Origin of the sequence: Virgibacillus sp. Bac332, from assembly GCF_003667785.1 — a bacterium.
Lineage (GTDB): Bacteria > Bacillota > Bacilli > Bacillales > Amphibacillaceae > Virgibacillus > Virgibacillus salarius.
Map to the genome: position 1 here is coordinate 2,867,424 of NZ_CP033046.1, position 22,150 is coordinate 2,889,573.

A 22,150-nucleotide genomic window follows, 5' to 3' on the forward strand; every position below is an offset into this window, starting at 1 on the left:
CATCCATTGGAGAGGAAGAGGTTGGCGTGGAGCTTTCAATATCCCATATTTTATATGGTTTGTTTACCTTACTAATTATAGGCACAATGGTCATGCGGAAGGGAATCGTATTACCAACGTTATTTGGTACATTTATTATTGCGTGGGTTTATAAAGGTAGTCTAATTGCTGGATTTACCGCAATATTTCATGCAAATCTTGTAGCAGCACAAGAACTATTTAGTATTTTTTTAATCATCACCTTTATGCTCGCGTTATTAAATTCATTACGTGATTTAGGTGCAGATAAACGAATGATTCAGCCAATACAAAAAATAATGGTAAATGGTCATATATCTTATTTTGTTTTAGTTATTGCTACCTATTTGATATCTCTATTCTTTTGGCCAACACCAGCAGTACCCCTAATATGTGCGCTTTTGGTACCCGCTGCAATCCGAGCAGGTCTACCAGCAATTACGGCTGCAGTAGCAATAGCAATAGCTGGTCAAGGAATGGCACTTTCCTCTGATTATATTGTGCAAGTTGCCCCCAATTTATCTGCTACCTCAGCAGGAGTAGAAACAGCTGTGGTTGCCGATCAAGCACTTATTTTGTCACTTATAACAGGTGGTATTGCTATTATGCTTGCTTATATAATGTATCGAAAAACAATTCGATCGAAGGAGGATGTGCGAAACAACATAGAACTTGAAAACATTCAAACAACAAAGGAGTATACACAAAGTCAACATACGAATGAACTACGTGTATGGAGTAAATTATTTGCTATTCTTGTCCCTCTGGCATTAACTGGTGTCGTTAGTTACATGGTTTATGAAAAGCTTAATACAGGAAGAATGAGCGGATTAGAAGGAGGAGATGGAGCAGCATTTATTGGTGGTGTTGCAGTTATCTTGCTATTATTATCGACCATTGCATTTCGTAGGCAGCATGCGCTCGATTATATAACAACACATATAACAGATGGATTTGTTTTTGCTTTTAAGGCAATGGGTCCGGTTATTCCAATTGCTGGATTTTTCTTTTTAGGTAGTTCAGACTTTGCAGGAGCTATTTTAGGTATGGAGAAGCGTTCACCTGCATTCCTATTTGATCTCGTTCAATCGATTCAAGAATATCTTCCACAAAGTGCATTGTTAGCTGGATTCAGCGTTTTGCTTATTGGTATTATTACAGGGCTTGATGGCTCTGGTTTTTCAGGGCTTCCACTTACTGGTTCTCTAGCGGCATCATTACAAAACGGTTCCATTGATGCAACCACCCTTGCAGCAATAGGGCAAATGGGTTCGATATGGACTGGTGGTGGTACGCTCGTTGCATGGTCTTCTTTAATCGCTATTGCTGGTTTTTGTGGTGTATCGGTAATGGAATTAGTACGTAAAAACTTTATACCTGTTATCGTAGGATTAGTCATTACAACAATTGTAGCTGTAGTTATTTTATCCCGCATATAACTGGCAGTAAGCCCCCACTTCAAGCAATAAAGTGAACCCAAAATGGATAAGTGGGGGGTCAACTGCCAGTAAATGTCCGATTGGTTCACCTAACCATCCGTGGGGGATAAACAACCTCCTCCACGGATGGAAGTTTCACTTTATCCCGCATATAACTGGCAGTAAGCCCCCACTTCAAGCAATAAAGTAAACCCAAAATGGATAAGTGGGGGGTCAACTGCCAGTAAATGTCCGATTGGTTCACCTAACCATCCGTGGGGGATAAACAACCTCCTCCACGGATGGAAGTTTCACTTTATCCCGCATATAACTGGCAGTAAGCCCCCACTTCAAGCAATAAAGTGAACCCAATATAGGTAAGAGGGAGATCAACTGCCAGTAAATGTCCGATTGGTTCAAAGGCCTTTAGGTCATACTCTTGTGGTACTAACAATCAGTAGGGGATAAACAACCTCCCCACGGATGGAAGTTTCACGTTTTATAAATTGTATGAATGGACTCAAATAAAAAGGTGGTCCCTTATTAAATATCCTTCCTGTATAAATAAGGGATTACCTTTTAAACCATACATAAGGGTTGAATGAATCATGTAAAAGCAGAAAGACAGTACTAAAATAAAGCGTATTCACATATTCTCATACAGATACGTCTTAAAAAAATTACGTGCTAAAATTGGACGGGTCTTTACTTGATAAAGGAGGGATAAAGAAGTGTCAGGTATTTTAGTTGCATTAATAGGTATGATCGTTTTTGCATTAGGTTATCGCTACTATTCTCGTTTTGTAGCGAAAAAAATTTTTAAACTTGATCCAACCTATGTGACACCAGCACATCGTTACAGTGATGGAGTGGACTTTGTTCCCACAAATAAATTCGTACTATGGGGGCATCATTTTACTTCGGTTGCTGGTGCTGCACCAATATTGGGTCCGGCAATTGCCGTTTATTGGGGATGGCTGCCAGCTTTTCTGTGGGTAATACTTGGAACTGTATTTGCTGCGGGTGTGCATGATTTTGGAACATTGGTCTTGTCAGTACGAAATAAAGGTCAATCTGTAGGTACATTAGCACATCGTTTAATTGGTCAACGAGCGAAGATACTGTTTTTATTTATCATTTTAATTCTAGTGTTAATGGTCAATGCGGTCTTTGCATGGGTAATTTCAAATTTATTTATATCTTACCCAGCAAGTGTGCTTCCTGTATTTATTCAAATCCCATTAGCTATCTGGATCGGTTATGCTGTATATAAACGAAACAGAAAAATGCTTATTCCATCCGTGTTAGCATTAGCAATTATGTATTTAACTGCAATTGTTGCTAGTAAGGTAGAATTTCTTCAATTTGATCTCGTTCATTATATGGGTGGTGAAGCTGGAGCTGGTTTATTTGGTTTAGGAGCGGTTTCTTCGGCATTTTTAATTTGGATCGTCATTTTGATGATTTATGTCTATATTGCCTCAACACTTCCGGTTTGGAAATTATTACAGCCACGAGATTTTATTAATTCACATCAGCTTGTAGTGGGACTAGGAATTCTTTACTTAGGATTATTATTTACTAACCCAGAAATAACTGCTCCAGCTACGAATGCTAACCCAGATACACCTTGGCTTCCCTTATTATTTATTACGATAGCATGCGGGGCAATTTCAGGTTTTCATGGACTTGTTACATCAGGAACATCGTCAAAGCAATTGAATAGGGAAACAGATGCGAGATTTGTAGGCTACTTAGGAGCAGTAGGTGAAGGAATATTAGCATTAGTATCGATTCTTGCTGTTGCTACTTTTTTTGCTAGTACCGATGAATTTATGGCTACCTATAGCAGCTTCTCTGATGCCAATGCTTCTGGACTTGGTACCTTTGTTGAAGGGGCCGCTGTTCTGGCAGGGGGACTTGCCATTCCTCCAGATGTAGCAGTTACGATTGTATCGATTATTGTCGTTAGTTTCGCAGCTACGACTTTAGATACTTCTGTTCGACTCATGCGTTACATCATTGCTGAATTAGGTAGTGAGTATAATCTTCCAGTGTTAACACGGACACATGTGGCAACAACTGTGGCAGTTGCATCGAGTGCTGCGCTTGTATTATTACCAGAAGGTCCGAAAGGATTTGGGTCTGGAGGTTATCAACTTTGGCCACTATTTGGTACAGCCAATCAGTTACTGGCAGGGATTAGTTTGATGCTTATCGCAGTTTGGTTGAAACGATTAGGGCGAAACTATGCAGTTGTATTCATACCAATGGTGTTCTTAATGTTTATGACACTTTATGCGATGTTCCAGCAGGTTTTATTTGAATGGTCGTGGTTAGGCTCATCTCCTGATATATTATTATTTATTTTTGGTGCAATTATCTTTATATTTGCACTTTGGATAAGTATAACTGCATTCTCTGTATTGAGAGGAAACGATGGGAAACCATTGGATGATGACAATTAATGAAGGGCGTGTCTTCTATAAAAAATCGCCTAGATTAAAGTAACTGGAATATACGAGACATCTGTTGGAAGCGTGAGCGTGTGTGTGAATCCTCTGAAGAGAGATTGCAGGAGAGCCTAGCAGTTAGAAGGGAATACAATTCAGTCATGTTGGAAAAGGGCTAGTTTTTATCCCACATATAACTGGCAGTAAGACCCCCACTTCAAGCAATCAAGTAAAAACAACATAGGTAAGTGAGGGATTGACTGCCAGTAAATGTCCGATGGTTTCAAAGGTCTTTAGGTCATACCCTTGTGGTACTGATCCCATTCGTGGGGGATAAACAAAACCTCCACTGATTGAAGTTTCACTTTTTGACAGCCCCTTTTTCGGTGAAGGAGTGATTACATGTTTAAACATTGGAAGCGGTGCATTCAATGGTATGAGGAAATGATTAGCATGCCCCATCGTCAAGAAATCGCCCGAGAACTTAGGCAAGAAGATGATGTGTTTCTCTTACTACTATATTCAGAAATGATTGGCATTCCTAATCCAGTCTACTATTATACATTAGAACTCTATCCGTACATAGTGGAGAATTTTCATGATTGGCATTTGCGAATGGGGATGGAAAAATCACCTTTATCCGGTATTCGGTGCTGTTAATAAAAATCAAAAGGAGATTCAAATGGCAACGTTACTAAATAAGATTGTATTTATTGGCGGAAAAGGGGGAGTGGGTAAATCTACATCTGCAGCAGCACTTGCATGGGAAGCTGCAAGATTAAACAAGAAAACTTTGCTCATTTCTACAGACCCTGCTCATAATCTAGGAGATATTTTCAAACGGGAAATTGGCGGGCAAATAACCCAAATCACTAGATTATTATCTGCTATCGAAATTGATCCTGAAAAAGAAACGAACAACTATATAATGGGTGTAAAGGAAAATATTAAAAAGATGATGCATGCTGGGATGATTGAAGAAGTGAATCGGCAATTAGATACAGCTAAAGCTTCTCCTGGTGCAGATGAATCAGCGTTATTTAACAAACTTATTTCTATAATTATTGATGAACAGGATCATTATGATCATTTAATAGTTGACACAGCACCTACTGGTCATACAATACGACTTCTTACCCTTCCTGAACTTATGGGCATTTGGATAGATGGATTATTACAGCGAAGGAGGAAAACAAATCAGAATTATAGTCAGCTTTTAAATGATGGCGATCCTGTCGAAGATCCAATATATGATGTACTTAGCCAACGACAGAAGCGTTTTTCTAAGGCTAGAGAACTGCTTTTAGATCAAGCTAATACAAGCTTTATATTTGTTCTCAACCCGGAGCGACTACCGATTGTGGAAACAAAGAAAGCAATTCAATTACTTGAAAAATATCATTTACATGTGAAAACATTAATCATAAATAAATTGTTACCAGAGCAAGCTGATGGTGAATTTTTGATACAACGTAAGGAATATGAGCAAAAGTATGTACATCAGATCGAATGTACATTTCCTAGCCAGGAAAAGATCTATGTTCCGTTATTTTCTCATGATATTATAGATATACAGCAACTAGAATTATTTGGTTCATACTATCAAAAGCACGATTTACTATTTAGCTAGCAATGGTAATACATGTGTAGAAGGGGAGAAGCGACTAATGATGAAGGGTTTTGTACATGAAGATGAAAAACTGTTAATACGTGAAATGAGTGTCCCAGTCCCAAAAGGCACTGAGGTAGTAGTTTCTTTAAAAACAGCAGGATTAAACCGCCGTGATTTGTATATTCCTAACCGAAGAAAAGGAAAGAAAGAGCCTTTAATATTAGGATCAGATGGAGCAGGTATAGTTGAGCAGGTAGGTGATGAAGTAGACCATTTTCAACCAGGTGATGAGGTTATTATCAATCCTGCATTACGATGGGAGGCTAATAGTGACGCTCCGCCTCAGGGATTTGACATTTTAGGTATGCCTGATCATGGTACGTTCGCTGAAAAGATTGCCATAGACGCAGCGCAATTAGAAGACAAGCCACAACATCTTTCCTGGGAAGAAGCCGGCGTTTTAGCGCTTTCTGGATTAACAGGATATCGCGCATTAGTCACAAAGGGACAAATAAAGAAAGGCGAAACTATATTTATTACGGGGGCTGGTAGTGGCGTATCAACATTTATTATTTCCTTTGCAAAGAATATGGGAGCAAAGGTTATTGTAACGTCTCGAAGTGAAAAGAAATTACAGCAGGCAAAAGCATTGGGAGCAGATATTACGCTCAGTAATGATGTTAATTGGACGGAGGCTTTAGCCGATGAAACGGTTGACCTTGTTATAGATAGTGTTGGACGGGCAACCTTTCAACGTTCATTAGAAGTATTAAGAAAAGGAGGGAGAATGGTAGTTTTTGGAGCAACTACAGAAGACATGATTCATCTGAATTTGCGGGAATTCTTTTATGGTCAATATCAATTACTAGGTTCGACGATGGGGAGTAGAGAGGAGCTTCGTGCTATGCTTAATCATATTGTGCAATATAATGTACACCCAATCGTAGATAGCACGTTCTCATTGTCAAATATTCAAAAGGCGTTTGATCATTTAGAGGAAAACAAGCAGTTTGGTAAAATAGCGATTAACCTTACGTAAATAGGGAATAAATCGTAACTATTAAAAAACAGGCTTGCAATATGCTGCGAGCCTGTTTTTTAATAGTCTAGGAAATGAAGGAATTTATAAAATTAACCCATGTGGATAAATGGGCATGTTGAGCCATGTCTAGCTCCAGTGCCCAGAAACGAGGCGGCTACACAAATCACTCGCCCTAATCTAAGTCATCATCGTCTTGCAAGCACACCGTGATTTCTTTATATCTGTTGACTCGCCCAAGTCGCTATGTTTCTATTCGAGCGCTTGCGCTTTTGTTCTAAGTTAAGAAAGTATAAAATCAGTGCAATGACTGCGTTAAGCCAAGTAGTTATTTTGAAATGTTGGATGTATATTGGGCAATGCTCCGACTAATTACTTCGCTTTCCGCGGGCACGGCCTCAACTAACTTTGCAAAGAAGAACACGTTGCAAAGTGGATTTTCGGCTCGCGCTAATCCCGCAGGAGTCTACGTAATTAGTCTCCGCTATGAGAAGGTGCAACAATTCTTGTCATAAGAAATAGGTTGACTTTTTTTACAATGGGTAAAGTGAAAATCGCTATCCGTGAGTATAAAAGCAGCTGTGTTGCTTCATGCTAGCGTTGTAGAGACTGATAATAGCGAAGGCCGGCCACTTCAACTCCTGTGGGAAATGTTTGACCTGAAGATCCACTTTTTTGAGCGGGTTTTGCTAAAAAAGTTAGCTGAAGGACAAACCCCACGGAAAGGGAAGTGGGCAGCCGGAGTGGTGGTCAAGCAAGCAGTAGCTATTATTCCATAATAGCTACTAGAGGAAGCGTAAATCTGAGCATGTAGTGATAAGGACTGAGCGAATATTGCTCCGTTTTTCTTATTAAGCAGTTGATGCTTTTGCTTTTTCCATCCAATCTTTTCCTTCTAATTGTCTTGTAACAAGCATACTTGAAACTGTGTCACCTGTAACATTAACCATTGTGGCTGGTGGATCGACAACGACACCGATGGCCGATATAATTGGTAAAGCCTCCATAGGTAGTCCGTATAAGGTAATAATCATCATCTCACCCATAAAACCACCACCAGGAATACCACTCATAACAATTCCTGATAACAAACAGATACCGATTGCTGTTAAGAATGTATCTATACCTGTAAAGTCCTTATTAAAAACACCAAAGACAAAGGAAATTTTTAACATCGCAGAAAGGCATGAACCATCCATATGTATAGTTGCTCCTAGGGGAAGTATAGTCTCCCTAATATCTTTTGGTACGCCAATTCGTTTAGCTGCCTGTAAATTCACAGGAAGCGATGCAATACTACTACCAGTACCTAAAGAGGTAGCTGCAGGGGATAAAATGTTCTTCCAAAATCGAACGGTTCCTTTTTTGCCACCAGCTATAAAGGCGTATAGTGTAAAGCCAATTACAAAATAAAGGAAGGAAACCGGATAATATATAATGACAGCTTTTGCATAGTCACCAATCAGGTCTGCTCCAAATTCACCAACTAAAGCAGCGAAATAAGCGCCTAAACCAATAGGAGCATAATACATGACTAATTGTATAATTTTCATAAATACTTCAGAGCCACTTGTTAAGAATTTCGAGAATGGGCGACCTTTTTCTCCTGTAATACCGGTTGCTACGCCGATTAAAACAGAAAATATAATGAGTGCAAGCATGTTTTCACGAGAAAATAAATCTACAAAATCAGGTACGGTAAATGTATTGACGATCTGTTCAGAAAAACTCATTTCTTCTACATTATCTGGCTCCATAAGTGGAATATCAACACCTGAACCAGGCTGGAAAATTACTGAGGCTGTAAGCATAAATATTGATGCGATGATACCAGTAACAATAAATATTGTAAGCATAGAACCCATGATTTTCCCGAGCCGTTTCATACTATCCATGCTGGCAATCGCAGATGATATGGTAAAGAAAACGAGTGGAACAACAATCATAAATAATAAATTAATGAATAAGTCACCCAATGGTTTAATTACCGTTGCCTCTTTACCAAATGCAAGACCAATAATAGAACCTATAATGATCGATGATAGTAAAATAATGGGAAAACGATAGGCCTTCAATTTGTTCCTCATGTTACTCAGTCCCTTTCGTATATAATAAAGATAACTACTTTATCCCGTGTATAACTGGCAGTAGGTCCCTAAAGTGAAACCCAATATGATAAGTGAGGGATCGTCGACTGCCAGTAAATGTCCGATTAGTTCAAAGGCCTTTAGGTCATACCCTTGTGGTACTAACTATCAGTGTGGGATAAAGAAAAACCCCACGGATTGAAGTTTCACTTTTTATTTTACACGAAAAGCAACCGCAACAAAAGGAAATCGGTGGCTGGACAATAAAGATACACCCCGCCTTACACATAAGTACGTAAAGGGGGTGTATAATTAGATGAGATATGGATTAAGTAAATCGATAGCTTGCTGAAGTTTTTTGCTGTTTTTTTCGTAAAGTTGTTTCGCATGTTGATTCTCAGTTGCTAATGAAAAAAGCTCGAGGTCAGCTTGACATTTTTTCATGGTTGCCATAAGTAAAGGTTTTTCTGACGGCTCCGTCACAGCAAGCAAATCGTCATATAAATCAAGGTATAGCTGTCCGTCATTATCCGCTTGCGCCAGAAATACATTTTCTATACTAACATTTTGTTTATCAAGTTCAGTCTCCAACCAGTTGACACTTAAGGATAAGTTGGCAAGAGGTTCTAACAACATTTCACCATCCATAATAACCGTTTGAGGTTCTTTTTCAGGCGCCAGCTTTAATCCTAAATCTTTTGCTGTTAGAGGTTGGTTTTCTTTTTTAGGAAGAACACTTAAAGAACCGGACGGTTCAAGTACAGCAAATTCAACATCAGATGCAAGAAAAACATTATTATCCCTTAATTTCTCTAAAAGATCATCTGTCGAATATCCTTCCTTTTTAAGATTATCTTCCATAATTTTTCCATCCTGAATCAAAACAGTGCTGCTTCCCTCTGTGAAGTTCCGAAATCGTTTACTTTTTAAAGAAATATACTCTACAGTTAATGGTACGATAAACCAAATAAACATGGACAGTATAGCATAAATTAAGTTTGCGTTTGGATCAATCGTGTGGATGGCAACTATTCCTCCAAGTACGATACCGGAAATATATTCAAACACATTTAATTGTGAGATTTGTTTCTTCCCAAGCCATTTCGTCATAAAAAACAAAATGATCAGTAGAGAAAATGACCGTATGATCACAATAACCCATTCTGGCATCGGTTATCTATCCTTTCTTATTACAGATTACTTGTATTGTGGCTCTTCTTTCGTAAGTTGAATAACGTGCTGTTGCAAATCTCTTTTTATTTCAGTTATTAACTGCTCTACTTGAAGGTATCTTTGCTGTGCCTCTTGTTCCGTTGTTTTTTCTGATAATAGATGCAATGTAGCCTCTATACTTTTTATAGAAGAAAAACAGCCTTTCACCTGAGAACCTACTGTCATTCAATACCCTCCTAACCTTTTGGTTTGAAAATTATGGCACCGATAACACCAAAAATAATTGCAGCTGAAATACCAGCGCTTGTTACTTCAAACATCCCAGTTACAACTCCAACTAGACCGTGGATTTCTGCTTCTGCCATTGCTCCATGTACCAGTGAATTCCCAAAGCTTGTAATTGGTACAGTAGCCCCTGCACCAGCAAAGTCGATTAATGGTTCATAGAGTCCAAAACCGTCTAAAATTGCCCCGGATACAACCAATATAGTCAATGTTTGCCCTGGATTTAGTTTTAGAACATCGAGTAAGAGTTGACCAACTACACAAATTAGACCTCCGATTACAAATGCCCAAAAAAAGATCATGAAACATCACTTCCTGCTTCTATTGATACTGCATGCGCAATACAAGGTATTGGATCATTTTGTTGGATACTTAGTGGTGAATGAAGCGCACCAGTTGCTACAACTAATATGCGTTTAATTTCACCCTTCTTCATTAAATTAAGAAAATGACCATACGTTACAATGGCTGAGCAAGCAGGGCCACTAGCTCCAGCTAGAACGGGTTGACCTTCCCGATAAATGGTTAATCCACAGTCAACATATTGGTCTTCATGGATGGTTACGCCTCTTTTCTGCAATAAGTCCAAGGAGACTTCTCTACCGATATGTCCTAAGTCACCAGTAATAATATAATCATAGTAGGAGGGGTCGATGTTCCGTTCTTTAAGATGTGTTTCAATTGTATTTACTGCTGCTGGTGCCATGGCTCCACCCATATTAAACGGGTCTGTCATTTCCATATCAACAATTTTTCCTATAGTTGCGGAAGTAACAACTGGACCTTGACCATGTTGCGCGAGTAATGCACATCCCGCTCCTGTAACTGTCCATTGAGCAGTTGGCGGTTTTTGTCCTCCATATTCGGTAGGGTATCGGTATTGTTTTTCTGCAGCTGCATTATGACTTGAAGTTCCGCTTAAGATATAGTTTGCTCCTTTGGCATTTATGATCATAGCTGATAATGCAAGGCTCTCCATAGAGGTAGCACAGGCGTTAAAAATTCCCAAGTAAGGAATGCCGATCGTTTTTGCAGCAAAGCTACTAGGTGTAATTTGGTTTATCAAATCACCACTAATAAAAAATTCAACTTGTTCTTTTTCGATTTTGCTCTTTTTGATAGCCATTTGACAAGCTTCTTCCATTAATGCTTGTTGTGCTTTCTCAAAGGAATCTTGCTTTAGCCACATATCTTCATGTAGTAAATCAAAGTCATTCGCTATATTACCATTTGCTTCGAACGGTCCGCCGACCGTTCCAGTAGCAATAATGACAGGAGTATTAGCAAACACCCATGTTTGGTGTCCAGTCAGCATTATAATCCACCCCACTGAATGAGAATGGTTTTGATGAGGGCAATTACAAATGCAGAAAAGACACCATAGACAATAACCGGTCCAGCTAATTTCAGCATGTTCGTACCTACTCCTAGGATAAATCCTTCAGTTCGGTGCTCAATTGCTGCTGAAATAACAGCGTTACCAAACCCTGTAACGGGTACGGCAGAACCAGCCCCAGCAAATTGACCAATTCGATCATAAAATCCAAATCCAGTAAACAACATCGTAATAAAGATCAGAGTTGCTACAGTGGGATTTCCTGCAGTTTGTTCCGTGAAATGAAAGTAATAGATATAAAAAGTGGAAATGATTTGACCTATAAAGCAAATGATTCCACCTACTAAAAAGGCTTTTACACAATTTTTTAATATGGGTCTTTTCACTTCCCTCTCTTGTTGGAAAGCTTGATATTCCTGAGCATCAGGCGGTGTATTTTTTTTCGTTTTATCTGCCATTCATTATCCCTCATTTCCTCATGTCTGCTCTTTGGAGAATTCAATAAGCTTTTTCAATTTCCTTTCCAGCTTTTTCTTACTATAGGATTTGGATTGAATAGATTTCTCTAATTTTTCTAATTCCATAACAATTTTCTTATCTGTCGAAAGCTCGACTTTTAAGTCTTTAAATTCCTTTTTCATCTGTTTGGTTAGTTGTTCTCTTATCTTTCCCAGTTGAAATCGTTTACCATGCTGTATTTCTATCGCAATTAGCATATGTTTATCTGTATTAACTGCCTTTACTGTAGTTATTTCCTGGTAGTGACTAAGTATTTCTTTCGCTCTGTTTGCATGATGTTGACTTACAGATGAATTTGTCGATATTTTTGTTAAATCTATGTCTCCATTCGGTTGATTGGTCGGTGGCTCTAAAGCAGAGTCATTACCACAACCAATTAATGTAATTAGTAAGAAACTTATCATTAAATTTCTAGCCCATCTCCATTGCATTTAATCACCCATTTCATTTATCGAGCTAAAAAGGGAGGCTGGTAATTCCAGCCTCGAAATAGTTAATTTCTTCTTAAAACCCTTTATATTGAGGCTCTTCCTGTTCTATTTGCTTCACTCTAGGCTCTACACTTTGTAAGATAGCCATTGTTTGTTGTGCAGCATTTTCATATAGCTGTTTTGCTTGCTTGTTTTCAGTTTGTAGTGCAAATTGTTCAAAACTGGCTTGGGCACTTTTAAGACCTGCTATGGTTTGTTTAACTTGGCTTGATACAGTCATACAGATCCTCCTTTGTGATATCATCATTAGTTAGAATGAGGATTTCTAGAGGTAAATATACGATGGATATTTTTCCTATTATAACCAGTTATGAAAAATTATTAAAAATTGAAACATTATTAAGGGGTAAATCGTCTTATATGTAAGAGGTTTTGTGGGAGGATTTCATGTGAAGAAAATCATTGTTATTTTATTGATGATTGGTATTTTTTTACTCTTACTTATTTATAGCGACTTTAGGAATGCAAATGCAAAATTAGTGGAGGATATAACAGTAAGTAAAGAGATGGATGATTTTATTTTACATATACGAATTGAAAACACACAAGAAGGAATAGAAGTTTTTCGATCATTACAGTATATTGGAAATGAGGAGGTAGTTGTACATCATCAGTCCCCCTTAATATCTGTATCTATGGATCATAAAAATCATGATTTTACTGGTAGTCCTGTAAATAGAACGCTTAAAAGCGGAAATGTATACATACCTCAAGATCCAGATATATTTCCGATACCAAGAAGTGAAAAAATGACAAATATATATTTTGAAGCACGTTTTAAAGTCAATGGAGAGTGGAAAGTGATTGATCATGTTGAAGAACTTCATTTTAACTAGAGACTGGAACAAAATAATTTTATTTACTTAAATAGGTTCTATCATTGCTCCATCAGTATACAACCTTCCTGGGGCTCACCTACAGTTGGCGCCTTTCCCCGTGGGATAAGGAAGACTTCGACAGCGATACATCGCAGAAAAAGCGCTCTTCTTTAAAAATCTACGTATTTTTGACTGCGCTTCATATTAATATTTATTCGAACTATTTTAGTTTCGTTCCACACCCTAGTTATATACATAAAGTGAAACTACAATCAGTGGAGCTTGTTCCCTCCACTGATAGGAACCAATCTGACATGTACTGACAGTCGATCCCTCACTTATCATATTGGGTTTCACTTTAGGGACCTGCTGCTAGTTATATGCGGGATAAATGAAGCTCATTGTTTGTTTACATTTTTCATTTTCAAGAATGGAGCAACATCCATTCGAATCGGGTTTGAAAATTTTCTCACCATTTGTTCTGTCCATGTATCTTTGCGCTTATTCTGCGTCCGTATCTGATAATAATCGTGAAGCTCTTGATCGAACTGTTGAATAAAAGGAAGCTGTTTTTCTATCTGTAAGTAAGTATTATGATGGTAAACGGCTTCGTATGGTAATCTTGGCTTTAATTCAGGCTCTTGGTCTGGATATCCAACGGCTAATCCGAACAATGGTATTACTCTTGGAGGTAGCCTCAATAAATCGTTTACTTTTTGAACGTCATTGCGTAAGCTTCCAAGAAAGCAGATTCCTAAGCCCAGGCCTTCGGCAGTAATTGCCGCATTTTGTGCAGCAAGCGCTGCATCAATTGTCATGACAATAAATTGTTCAGAGCTTTCCAAGCTTTTCTGCATAGCCAGCCTTTCTTCATTGCTACCAATTTGCTCCACGCGATGTAGATCACCACAAAAGACAAATAGGTGTCCATTATCTTTTACGTAGGGTTGTCCAGAGATTTCTGCTAGTTGTTCTTTTATGCTTTCATCAGTGATGCCAATTATCGTATAAGCCATAACATGACTAGAGGTGGATGCTTGCTGTGCGGCTGTCACAATTGTTTGAATTTGTTCTTCTGAAAGTTTTTGGTTTTTAAACTTACGAATAGACCGATGACTCATGATTGTGTCGATTGCTGATATTGTCATTATCATTCTCCTTTATTACTGTGAATTAATTTCTAAAGTGATGGTACTCATTGATAGATCATCTAAGGTAGTTTGTTTTATTAGCTCTGGTTCTTGAAAATCAGGTTTTAAAACAGATAAGGTTTGATTATCTTCTCATTTAGCATTTTTTAATGGTCATATAAAAGGAAGAATATCTTCACCACTAGTATTTGCTAATGATACTATTTCCCAGCTTTCAACGTCAATAACTACGATATTTGATACTGGAAGAGGAGGTATATCCCGTTGAAATACAAACAGGTCTGTGAATGAATAGTCACAGCCTTTGCTAAATCGGATATAAGGTATGCTTTATGGTTCATAGCTGGATTAAAAATTAAATAAGAGCACAAATCGTTGGTACAAGAAAATTCGAGCAGGTAGATTGGTTTTGCTAAATCAGTGAGCGGAATCCATTTTCTCCATAGCTGATTTTGGGTCGCTAGATGTATGTAAATATGATCTTAATATCGGGACCAATTGAAGATTAATGGTTATTTTCTCATTCTTTAAGTAAAGCTCTATAAATTCTTCTACATCTTTATTACTATTTCTTCCAAGAATGCGGCTCCGTTATTTTCTTGGTTTATTCCAGCATCTGCTCTTTCAATAACAGGTTTGTCATCGCTACATGAGGTAAGTAAAAGCATTAATAGGAACAATATACCCTTCTTCATAAGAACACACCTCACCTGTTTTTTACCATTATACAATAAAGTGAAACTTCAATCCGGGGGGGTTCACCTCAGATTGTTAGTACCACAAGGGTATGAGCTAAAGGCCCTTGAACCAATCGGACATTTACTGGCAGTCGATCCACACTTCCCCAAATTGGTTTCACTTTGTTTCTTGAAATGGGGATCTTACTGCCAGTTATATGTGGGGTAAACAATCAAAAAGTATATATAAGTTCAATCAAGACGATTTTTATTTCTTTGCTTTACATGCTGGATATATTGTTTTGGAATTGTGCGTGCTTCACAGATCGTAGGCTATATCAAAAAATTACTATTTTTGGTACACTAGCTTTATATAAAGGGATAAGGGGAGAAATGTATGGTGAAGCCTAGAAATCCTATTATGGTGGATGAAGCAATTAACAAAGTAATGAGACATAAATGGGAAGCTGAGACGGAACTTGTCTCACTTGAAAATTGTGACCTTCGTCGGCTTGCAGCACCATTTATTGCAACACATAATATACCCTTCTTTCATAAATCTCCTTATGACGGTTTTGCTATTAGAGCAGAGGATACGAAATATTCTACAGATGAAGATCCGGTTGTTTTTGAAGTTATCGACTATATTGGAGCTGGACAATTACCCAGAAATGAATTAGGTGAAGGACAGGCAACAAGGATTATGACTGGTGCAAAAATCCCGCAGGGAGCTAATTGTGTTGTTATGCTTGAAGATTGCTACACCTATCAAAAAGACGGTATTCATTATATGGAATTAGCCAAAAAAATGGAAGAAAATCAAAATATTATTAAAGAAGGCTCTGAATTAGCTAAAGGAACTTTGCTAGTAGATCGAGGAGCAATCATCAATCCAGGTATAAAAGCTTTATTGGCAACGTTTGGGTATCATCAAGTGGAAGTGATAAAAAAACCACTTATTGGTGTTATTGCGACAGGGACGGAACTTCTTGAGCCAGATGAAGACCTGGAAAGTGGAAAAATATATAATTCGAATGCATATATGATATTATCACAAATCAAACGAGCTGGGGGAGATCCTAGCTATTATGGAAAGCTTGATGATGATGTTACTTCCAGTTATTCGCGAATCAAGCGTGTACTTCAAGAAGTAGACATTTTAATCACGACAGGTGGTGTATCCGTTGGTGATTTTGATCTTATGCCAGAGCTTTATAACATGCTAGGTGCAACTACCTTATTTAATAAAGTAGCGATGAGGCCAGGAAGTGTAACAACGGTAGCGGTGAAGGGAAAGAAACTTTTATTTGGACTATCTGGTAATCCATCTGCATGTTACGTAGGTTTTGAATTATTTGTGCGACCAATGATTAGAGGGATAATGCATCAAAAAAATGTTTGTATGAAACGTGTCAAAGCAAAACTAGATGATGATTTTCCAAAAATGAATCCATATACTCGATATGTGAGAGGACAACTAAGCTATCAGGGTAGAGAACTATATGTACAACTTGCTGGGATAGATCATTCAAATGTGGTATCTTCACTAGCGTATACTACATGTCTGATAGAAATACCGGGCGGAAAAGAAAAATACGAAAAAGGCGATGAACTAGAAGTTCTATTATTGGAAGACATGGAGGGTCAAGCGAATTTTCGTTAATATAAAGGGGGGAGGCAATGTCGTGATTAATTATGGAGGATCGATTTGGAAGACCACTTAAAGATGTAAGGATTTCAGTAACGGATCAATGCAATTTACGCTGCACATATTGTATACCAAAAGGAATTTTTGGTGAAAACTAAAAATTTCTATCAACGACTGAATTATTATCATTTGATGAATTTGTATTGATTGATAGTAGAGCGATTTGCACGAATTACGGTGGGGAACCGCTGTTTTTCCTGCGTAATTTGGCTGACAATATTATTGCGAGCACTCGGGAAACAGTTTTACAATTTCGGTTATGCCCGGTGGAGTGAAAAGAATTGTCTCAAATGATCCTAGAACATTATCTAGGAACATCACGGAACGTCCAAGTGATTGAGATCTGATGCAATGAAATAAACGCATTTATGAAAAATTCCACAAACGAGTTGCAACAGCTTGTATATTATTTAAATGAATCAGAATGGATAGGCTGAAAATTAATTCCTTAATATACTATACGAGGAGTGGTATCGTTGAAAACTTTTAAACTAAAATTATTAAATGTGATGGAAGAAAAGGATGGAGAAATCATTCCACATCGGATTCCATTGATAGATGGTTTAATTATTAATCGGGAAGATGATAAAAACCAATGGACAGTAGAGGCTTACGTTGAAAGCTCATACATGCCATATTTTGAACAATTAAGTAAAAATAAAGATGAGATATTAATTCAGGTTAAAATTACAAAAGAAAGTAATGATACAGCGACATTTATCACTTCTATCATAGGTATGAATGAGATCGGCTCAAACATGAATGTGTTATTTTTAGGTAATATTGTAGATAGAAGAAAGGCAAATATTGAATCAATGCTAACTACGTTAATTGAAGAAGGATATCAAGGTAAAGAACTATTAAAGAAATTTAAAGAAATTACGTGATAAAAGTTAATCAAGCATTGGTGAAGTTTTAAAATTTGCGAAAATTCGGGTCGCGAACTTTTTTGAATGAAATAGGCGCATTTATCTACAGCGCCTGCTATAATATGAATAGGATTTTTAGTACATATGGATGTAAACACCAGAGCAAACAAGGAGTAATTACATATGCAATACCAAAAGACGACAGCGATTCGCTGGGCAAATAGGCTGTCACCAGTTCAAATCTTATTATTATTTTATTTTTTTGCCGTGTTACTATCAACGGTCATTATGTCCTTACCAATCGTTTATAAAGATGGAGTAGATATTCCGTTTATTGATATTCTATTTACAGCCGTCAGTGCACTTAGTGTCACTGGTTTGAGTTCCATTACAGTTGCAGATACGTTAAGCACTACGGGAATTATTTTACTCGCAGCAATTCTACAGCTAGGTGCTGTAGGAGTTATGGCGATTGGGACATTCATTTGGCTTTTACTAGGAAAAAAAATTGGTTTGAAAGAACGTCGATTAATTATGACAGACCAAAATCAAACGACATTTGAAGGAATGGTTCGTTTGATTAAGCAAATTGTTTATGTACTGTTAACGATTGAATTTATTGGATTTATTGTATTAGGAACGTATTTTTTACAATATTTTGATACAGCTAAAGAAGCGTATCTTCATGGGTTCTTTGGTACGATAAGCGCCGTATCAAATGGTGGATTTGATATAACGGGTTCGTCACTAATTCCATTTAAAGACGATTATTTTGTACAATTTATTAATATGCTATTAATTATTTTTGGGGCGATTGGTTTTCCTGTATTAATCGAGGTAAAAGAATACATATTTGCTAAGCCAGATATACGAAAACATATTCGTTTTAGCTTATTTACAAAAGTTACTACCACCACATTTCTTATCCTTATTATTATTGGTGCTTTTTTCATGTATCTATTGGATATTACTAATTTTTTCGTCGATAAATCATGGCATGAAGCATTCTTTTATTCGCTTTTTCAGTCAGTAACGACAAGAAGTGGTGGACTAGCAACAATGGATGTCAGCCAACTTACGGAGCAGAACCATTTATTTATGTCTTTATTAATGTTTATTGGTGCCTCACCAAGCAGTGCTGGAGGAGGCATACGTACAACTACATTTATTTTAGTTGTAATTTTTATCATTACATACGCTAGAGGCGGGAAGAGTATTCGTCTATTTAACAGAGAAGTGTATGATGAAGATTTACTAAAAGCTGTTACCGTAACTTTAATGGCACTAATTTTAGTATTTACATCTGTACTGGTTATTTCAATTGCTGAACCATTTTCAATAACACAAATTATGTTTGAAGCAACATCTGCTTTTGGTACAGTAGGTCTTTCACTAGGTATTACAAGTGAATTAACTTCATTTAGTAAGGTTGTTCTAATGATTTTAATGTTTATCGGCAGAGTAGGTATCATTACATTTTTATTTATGTTTAAAAATAATAAAAACAGTGGTAATTATCATTACCCGAAAGAAAAATTAATTATTGGATAAGTTGTCAGTTGGGAGAGAATGATATATGTCTAAGCAGAAGCGTTTTTTGCCAATCCCTCATCGTATTTTAGTTAATTTACAAGAAGCTATCCTAATTACGAACAAGAGTGGAATAATCTTAGCCGGAAATGACGCTGCTTATACGTTACTTAAAATAGAATCGGATATTTAGCATTTTATGATGAGCTAACGGACTTACCTAATAGACATTATTTTCAAAAGTACTGAATGAAGCAATTGAGCGAGCTACCAGCCGAAACGAAGTTTTGGCAATCTACTCCTTTGATTTGGACTACATTAAAGAGCTTAATGATACACTGGGTTATTCTGTAGGTGATAAATTAATTAAAGCAAGTGGAGAAAGATTAAAGGGGTTTATTGAAGCAAACACATTTATAGCTCGCCTAAGTGGCGATATGTTTCTCGTTTTACACTATGGAATAGATACGAAGGCATCCATTAATAAATTTGCAGAACGATTAATCCATTGCTTTCAAGACCCAGTAAAAATAAATGATTGTGAAATCTATACTTCAATAAGCATCGGCATTAGTCTTTTCCCTCAAAATGGGCTTACTGCTGATGACTTAATTAAACACGCTAACTCCGCATTGCTTTCAATAAAAGATACATATCGTAATTGCTATAAATTATTTGAAACCTCTATCTCTGAAAAGTTCAAGTCACTTCTTACTATGGAAAATCAACTGAGAAAAGCGATAATTGGCGGCCAATTTGAGTTGTATTATCAACCGCAAGTCGATTTTACATCTTCACGAATTATCGGAGTGGAAGCATTACTGCGATGGCGACACCCTGAAAAAGGTTATATATCCCCACGTGATTTTATTTCGATTGCAGAAAAAACGGGCATCATTATAGATATAGGTGAGTGGGTTCTCCATGAAGCATGTAGGCAAAACAAAAAATGGCAGGATGAAGGACTTACACCTATTGTTGTAAGTGTGAATCTATCTGCCGTGCAACTTCACCAAAAAGGGTTTGTGGGAAAAATCAAAAAAATCCTAAATGAGACAAACTTAGATGCAAAATATCTAGAATTAGAAATAACGGAATCCATGGCAATGAAAAATGAACAATCGATATTGGATATTTTGCAAGAACTTAGATCAGAGGGGATTTTAGTTGCTATTGATGATTTTGGGACAGGTTATTCCTCATTAAAATCTTTAAGCTTATTTCCAATAACTAAATTAAAGATTGATAAAATGTTTATGAATAAACAAGATGAGAATCGACTGATTGTGAAATCAATTATTCAACTATCGCATTCTTTAAATATGAAAGTTATTGCTGAAGGTGTTGAAACGAAAGAACAGTTTACCTTTCTTCAACAAGAGAAGTGTGATGAAATGCAGGGGTATTTTTTTAGCAGGCCAGTACCTGCCTATCAATTAAAAGAAATGCTTCTTAACGATAATTAAAAGAACAACAGCTTGCGCCAAGAGAAGAAAGATGGCACAAGCTGTTGTTTTGGTTTAGCAATAAAATGCAGCACCTACGATAATCAATAGAATAAAAAGCACTACGATTAATGCAAAGTTGCTACCATATCCTCCACTAGGATAGCCGCAGCCTCCGCCATATCCGTAACCCATTATTTCACCTCCGATCTTACAGTTACACTATATGCGATCGCGGAGAAAATGGTTTGGACTTTTACCTAGTTATAACGGATTTCTAATAGTAATAAGGCCGATCTATCCCCAATATAACTGGCAGTAAGCCCTCTGGGGGATAAACAAAACTCCCGCTGATTGAAGTTTAACTTTATTCCTTTGTTTCTGTTGCTGTAATACTAGTAATTTTAATTTGATCATTTTCATATTTTGTAGTAAACGTATAGGCATAAGATGTTTTGCTAGCTTTTTCTTCTTCTTTAGATCTTTTTTCAATGGTGACGGAAGCTTCAATTTGAACTTGATTATTGTCTGCTATAGTGCTTTTTAATTCTGAAAATTTCACGTTTATAAAATCAATATAACCCTCTCGAAATTGCGCGTAGGAGGACTTAGATTGCATCTCACTACTTAATAGTGCGTAAGCATTAACGTAATCTCTAATTTCAATACTCTCAAGGAAATAATTAACTAAATACTCTGCATCCTCTTGAATCTGATCGGGGTCTTTAGAACTGATAATATCTGATGTGCTTGCAAAATCCAGTTTATCCGTTTGAGCTTCGTGTGACCATTGGTCCATTTCATCAATTACTTCAGTGATTGGGATACTAAATCCTATCGTGCCGTCTTTAGTTCCAACTGAATTAATCCCAACAACATGACCTGTTTTTCTGTCAATTAATGGACCGCCACTATTCCCATCTGTAATTTGAGCAGATATTTGATATACATTATTATAATTAAATCCATCCACCGTAAAATTACGTTCTTTTCCAGAAATAATACCTAATGTAACAGTATTTTGAAAACCGTGTGGACTACCTAATGCAATAACTTCATCACCTATTTCAGAAGGCGATTCTTTTTCGACTTCCATATATTGACCTGCAAGCTGTGGAACACGAATGACAGCAATATCTGTATCTTCACCAATCCCAACAACCGCAGCTGGATAAATTTGCGCATTGGCAGTACGAACATAGATTACATCAGCATCTTTAATTACATGGGCGTTGGTAATAATGTCTCCACTTTTATTATATACGAATCCTGAGCCTGTAATGGTACTATCTTCATTTTGTCCCTCAATCTGAATTACATTTTTTTCAGCTTCATGAATGATTGATTTTAAATCTAAATCTTGATTACTTGTAGTTACTTTATTTATGACAGGATTACTAATCGACATATCTTCGCTTTGCCATTTTTGGTAAATAAATATCATAGCTATGATACCAATAATAAGTACAAGACCTGATAGAAGATATGTCGAATACTTTAGTTTCGGCACTGCATTGTTCA

At 37.1% G+C, this 22,150-nt stretch carries 24 protein-coding genes and 1 pseudogene; 12 read left to right on the plus strand and 13 right to left on the minus strand.

Translation table 11 applies throughout. The features are described from left to right. Positions 1–26 precede the first annotated feature (26 nt). Positions 27–1,457 (plus strand): hypothetical protein, encoded by a 1,431-nt coding sequence (locus tag D9782_RS13595; RefSeq protein WP_121605018.1) that lies wholly within the window; start codon positions 27–29, stop codon positions 1,455–1,457. Between the two features lie 295 nt (positions 1,458–1,752). Here the strand turns inward: D9782_RS13595 and D9782_RS22960 are convergent, their stop codons facing one another. Continuing rightward, complete coding sequence (locus D9782_RS22960) at positions 1,753–1,890, minus strand: hypothetical protein (RefSeq protein ID WP_162986402.1); 138 nt, start codon at positions 1,888–1,890, stop codon at positions 1,753–1,755. Between the two features lie 277 nt (positions 1,891–2,167). On the opposite strand from D9782_RS22960, the gene D9782_RS13600 reads away from it, so the two are divergent. The 5 genes from D9782_RS13600 (at position 2,168) to D9782_RS13620 (ending at position 7,319) form a co-directional block, all read left to right on the plus strand. Then, on the plus strand, positions 2,168–3,904 hold the full coding sequence (locus D9782_RS13600) for a carbon starvation CstA family protein (RefSeq protein ID WP_121605019.1): 1,737 nt from the start codon (positions 2,168–2,170) through the stop codon (positions 3,902–3,904). A 387-nt stretch (positions 3,905–4,291) separates the two neighbouring features. Then, positions 4,292–4,549 (plus strand): cory-CC-star protein, encoded by a 258-nt coding sequence (locus D9782_RS13605; protein ID WP_121605020.1) that lies wholly within the window; start codon positions 4,292–4,294, stop codon positions 4,547–4,549. A gap of 22 nt (positions 4,550–4,571) precedes the next feature. Continuing rightward, positions 4,572–5,519, plus strand: coding sequence for an ArsA family ATPase (locus tag D9782_RS13610; RefSeq protein WP_121605021.1), 948 nt, complete (start codon positions 4,572–4,574; stop codon positions 5,517–5,519). A 40-nt stretch (positions 5,520–5,559) separates the two neighbouring features. After that, the gene (locus D9782_RS13615; protein WP_026680714.1) at positions 5,560–6,540 is read left to right on the plus strand and encodes a zinc-binding dehydrogenase; all 981 of its coding nucleotides are present in this window, start codon (positions 5,560–5,562) and stop codon (positions 6,538–6,540) included. Positions 6,541–7,103: 563 nt separating this feature from the next. Next, positions 7,104–7,319: a hypothetical protein gene (locus D9782_RS13620; RefSeq protein WP_121605022.1), complete on the plus strand. Its 216-nt coding sequence runs from the start codon at positions 7,104–7,106 to the stop codon at positions 7,317–7,319. A gap of 72 nt (positions 7,320–7,391) precedes the next feature. Here the strand turns inward: D9782_RS13620 and D9782_RS13625 are convergent, their stop codons facing one another. From D9782_RS13625 to D9782_RS13660, 8 genes are all read right to left on the minus strand, one after another. Further along, complete coding sequence (locus tag D9782_RS13625; protein WP_026680715.1) at positions 7,392–8,627, minus strand: dicarboxylate/amino acid:cation symporter; 1,236 nt, start codon at positions 8,625–8,627, stop codon at positions 7,392–7,394. Between the two features lie 312 nt (positions 8,628–8,939). After that, on the minus strand, positions 8,940–9,797 hold the full coding sequence (locus D9782_RS13630) for a DUF421 domain-containing protein (RefSeq protein WP_026680716.1): 858 nt from the start codon (positions 9,795–9,797) through the stop codon (positions 8,940–8,942). 27 nt (positions 9,798–9,824) lie between these two features. After that, positions 9,825–10,025, minus strand: coding sequence for a DUF1657 domain-containing protein (locus tag D9782_RS13635; protein ID WP_026680717.1), 201 nt, complete (start codon positions 10,023–10,025; stop codon positions 9,825–9,827). Positions 10,026–10,036: 11 nt separating this feature from the next. Further along, the gene (spoVAE, locus tag D9782_RS13640; RefSeq protein ID WP_026680718.1) at positions 10,037–10,387 is read right to left on the minus strand and encodes a stage V sporulation protein AE; all 351 of its coding nucleotides are present in this window, start codon (positions 10,385–10,387) and stop codon (positions 10,037–10,039) included. Continuing rightward, complete coding sequence (gene spoVAD, locus D9782_RS13645) at positions 10,384–11,400, minus strand: stage V sporulation protein AD (protein WP_121605023.1); 1,017 nt, start codon at positions 11,398–11,400, stop codon at positions 10,384–10,386. Before spoVAD ends, spoVAE begins: the two co-directional genes overlap by 4 nt. Next, complete coding sequence (gene spoVAC, locus D9782_RS13650) at positions 11,400–11,879, minus strand: stage V sporulation protein AC (RefSeq protein ID WP_026680720.1); 480 nt, start codon at positions 11,877–11,879, stop codon at positions 11,400–11,402. The genes spoVAD and spoVAC overlap by 1 nt, the downstream gene beginning before the upstream one ends. An 18-nt stretch (positions 11,880–11,897) precedes the next feature. Continuing rightward, on the minus strand, positions 11,898–12,371 hold the full coding sequence (locus D9782_RS13655) for a hypothetical protein (protein WP_121605024.1): 474 nt from the start codon (positions 12,369–12,371) through the stop codon (positions 11,898–11,900). A 73-nt stretch (positions 12,372–12,444) separates the two neighbouring features. Continuing rightward, positions 12,445–12,651: a DUF1657 domain-containing protein gene (locus tag D9782_RS13660; protein ID WP_026680721.1), complete on the minus strand. Its 207-nt coding sequence runs from the start codon at positions 12,649–12,651 to the stop codon at positions 12,445–12,447. Positions 12,652–12,820: 169 nt separating this feature from the next. Here D9782_RS13660 and D9782_RS13665 point away from each other — a divergent pair, with 169 nt between their 5' ends. Further along, positions 12,821–13,267 carry a hypothetical protein gene (locus tag D9782_RS13665; protein WP_026680722.1) on the plus strand — a complete coding sequence of 149 codons (447 nt, stop codon included), beginning with the start codon at positions 12,821–12,823 and terminating at the stop codon, positions 13,265–13,267. Positions 13,268–13,647: 380 nt separating this feature from the next. On the opposite strand, the gene nfsA is transcribed toward D9782_RS13665, so the two are convergent. Together nfsA and D9782_RS22965 are read right to left on the minus strand one after the other, a co-directional pair. Then, positions 13,648–14,397 (minus strand): oxygen-insensitive NADPH nitroreductase, encoded by a 750-nt coding sequence (gene nfsA, locus D9782_RS13670; protein WP_026680723.1) that lies wholly within the window; start codon positions 14,395–14,397, stop codon positions 13,648–13,650. A 554-nt stretch (positions 14,398–14,951) separates the two neighbouring features. Next, positions 14,952–15,095 carry a hypothetical protein gene (locus D9782_RS22965; protein WP_161629267.1) on the minus strand — a complete coding sequence of 48 codons (144 nt, stop codon included), beginning with the start codon at positions 15,093–15,095 and terminating at the stop codon, positions 14,952–14,954. Positions 15,096–15,474: 379 nt separating this feature from the next. Here D9782_RS22965 and glp point away from each other — a divergent pair, with 379 nt between their 5' ends. The 5 genes from glp (at position 15,475) to D9782_RS13690 (ending at position 20,650) form a co-directional block, all read left to right on the plus strand. After that, the gene (gene glp / locus D9782_RS13675; protein WP_026680725.1) at positions 15,475–16,740 is read left to right on the plus strand and encodes a molybdopterin molybdotransferase MoeA; all 1,266 of its coding nucleotides are present in this window, start codon (positions 15,475–15,477) and stop codon (positions 16,738–16,740) included. 512 nt (positions 16,741–17,252) lie between these two features. Continuing rightward, on the plus strand, positions 17,253–17,672 hold the full coding sequence (locus D9782_RS13680; RefSeq protein ID WP_309299804.1) for a YwpF family protein: 420 nt from the start codon (positions 17,253–17,255) through the stop codon (positions 17,670–17,672). A 165-nt stretch (positions 17,673–17,837) separates the two neighbouring features. Then, on the plus strand, positions 17,838–19,205 hold the full coding sequence (locus D9782_RS13685) for a TrkH family potassium uptake protein (protein WP_051388302.1): 1,368 nt from the start codon (positions 17,838–17,840) through the stop codon (positions 19,203–19,205). A gap of 25 nt (positions 19,206–19,230) precedes the next feature. Next, positions 19,231–19,377 (plus strand): hypothetical protein, encoded by a 147-nt coding sequence (locus D9782_RS22970; RefSeq protein WP_161629268.1) that lies wholly within the window; start codon positions 19,231–19,233, stop codon positions 19,375–19,377. A gap of 94 nt (positions 19,378–19,471) precedes the next feature. Further along, positions 19,472–20,650, plus strand: a complete 1,179-nt coding sequence (locus tag D9782_RS13690; RefSeq protein ID WP_121605025.1) for a putative bifunctional diguanylate cyclase/phosphodiesterase — start codon at positions 19,472–19,474, stop codon at positions 20,648–20,650. Positions 20,651–20,704: 54 nt separating this feature from the next. On the opposite strand, the pseudogene D9782_RS13695 reads toward D9782_RS13690, so the two are convergent. Next, a pseudogene (locus tag D9782_RS13695) lies at positions 20,705–20,788 on the minus strand (YjcZ family sporulation protein); the annotation flags it as partial. 208 nt (positions 20,789–20,996) lie between these two features. Then, entirely contained in the window at positions 20,997–22,139 is a 1,143-nt protein-coding gene (locus D9782_RS13700) for a S1C family serine protease (RefSeq protein ID WP_026680728.1), read from the minus strand. Positions 22,140–22,150 lie beyond the last annotated feature (11 nt).